The sequence below is a fragment of the Desulfuribacillus stibiiarsenatis genome (assembly GCF_001742305.1).
GTDB classification, from domain to species: Bacteria; Bacillota; Bacilli; order Desulfuribacillales; family Desulfuribacillaceae; genus Desulfuribacillus_A; species Desulfuribacillus_A stibiiarsenatis.
Genome location: NZ_MJAT01000020.1, coordinates 1 through 1,928, shown reverse-complemented (window position 1 = coordinate 1,928; position 1,928 = coordinate 1). Strand labels below are relative to the sequence as shown.

Here is a 1,928-nt window from a genome sequence, read left to right as displayed (position 1 = left end):
GTTGTTAAAATCGTACTTTTCTTTTCATATCTCATATCAATGAGTTGAAAGAAGAGTTTGGCATCTTCTTTATCGATTGGTAAATAGCCAATTTCATCAATAATTAAAAGCTTGTATTTTGTATAGTGTTTTAAGCGACTTTCTAAGCGGTTCTCTAATTTTGCCCGCTTTAAATGTAAGAGCAAATCATTGCATTTAATGAAATAGGTGCTCGTTCGCTTTTTTGCTGCTGCAATTCCAATTGAGGTAGCAAGATGGGTTTTGCCCACACCGCTAGGTCCTAAGAATACAATATTTTCTTTTTCTTCAATAAACCGCAGCGTCGTGAAATCCAATATTTGTTGTCTGTTTATTGTCGGTTGGAAAGTAAAATCAAAATCTTTAAGCTCCTTTTGGTGGGGGAAGGCCCCCACTTTAACCATTGATGTCACCATGTTTTTCTCACGCATGTCAATTTCATGATTCGTTAATTTAATGAGTGTATCAACAAAGGAGAGCTGGTTATTTGTACCGAAGTCTATGGTTTCGCTAAGATAGTGTACCATTTGCTTTAGATTTAGATATTCAAAGTTCTTGACTAATTGTTGGTAGCTAGTATTCATTTTTATATACCTCATGAATGGCGAGTAGATTGTTTTTAGCCAATTGATCGATGTTTGTGTACTTTTGTTTTGTCTTTGCCAAGGCATCTCTATAGTGATCTTCTTTATAGTTAAGTTTTAATGTGCTGATTTTATGGCTTCCTATAAAATCCGTGTTATAATAGATTTGGATGTGATCATCATAGACTTGTAGTCCAACGGTTTTACCTGTATACTCAGCGGGTACTGAGTATTGGTTGGATTTATATGTAACCATACTGGATGCATTCACTTTTACAAGGATATGCTTGATCTTATAGGAATCTCTTAGTTGCTTTCGTGGTAGAGGCAGTAAGAGATTTTTTTCTTGTGGTAAAGCAAGAATTGGTATCTTCCCTGTCCCTTGATGGTAGCTATGGTTGATCCGTTCACATAAAGACTGTACGTAATGATGAAGCTCGTCATACGTGAATTTCCCTTGATAGGCATGTATCTCATCGAGTAGTTTCATTGGTGTTTCAACTTTTCCTTTTGTTCTTGGCCTTCCAGCGATGCATGGTTTCAGGATAAATCCACAATCTTTGGCAAATTGATCAAAGCGTTCATTAATCACTCCTCTCGAGTACTCTGTTCTTGGTTTGTCCATGATGGTTTTCATGTTATCTGTAACAATTGTATAAGACACTTTGGGACTTCGAGATAGTTAAATGAAAGATTCGAAACCGTGAGTAGGCAAGTAAGAAGACTCCTACATTAACATAGATAATTTCCCCATTGCTCGTTGTATAAGGAATGTTTTCTTTCCAGTCAAATTGTGCTTGTTCCCCTGGTGGTGTTTCAAAACGAACGATAGCCTGTCCAGATGTAGTTGTTTTCCCTTCTTTAAAGTAAGATTGAAACTCTGACTTGCGAGAGATATAGGCTCGAAATGCTGACTGTGAAGCGTTAAGGCCGTGATTGTCTTTTAGGTATTGCCATAGAACTCGCTTATAGTAAAAGATTTGTTTGGATTCTTTTGAGAGCAATAATTTTATGATTCCATAGTAGGAATCGAACTTCGAATTCTTGATTCTGTTTTTGGTTGGTATGAACCCGTTCAGGTATTTATCTACAGTTCTTCTGTCTACCTGGAACTTCCTTGCTAATTCACTTTTGTTTATTTTCATATTGAGATTCTCCATGAGAAGTTTCAGTTTTGGTAAATCTGAGAGTCTAGTAATTTCAATTTCTGTTGTTATGTCTAGTTTTACATGCATACATTTCACCCCATAACCAGTATGCATGTAGGGTTGAAAATTGTACATTCTTATTCAATCAATTTTGTACATTATTAGCCTAGCATTTATA

1 protein-coding gene and 1 pseudogene are annotated in these 1,928 nt (G+C 35.9%); both read right to left on the bottom strand.

Annotated features, from left to right (window positions below):
* The coding region (gene istB, locus BHU72_RS07865) for an IS21-like element helper ATPase IstB (protein WP_069702086.1) at positions 1 to 602 on the bottom strand (602 nt) is incomplete at its 3' end.
* A pseudogene (gene istA / locus BHU72_RS07860) lies at positions 592 to 1,837 on the bottom strand (IS21 family transposase). The gene istB and the pseudogene istA, both read right to left, overlap by 11 nt.
* Between the last annotated feature and the right edge of the window lie 91 nt (positions 1,838 to 1,928).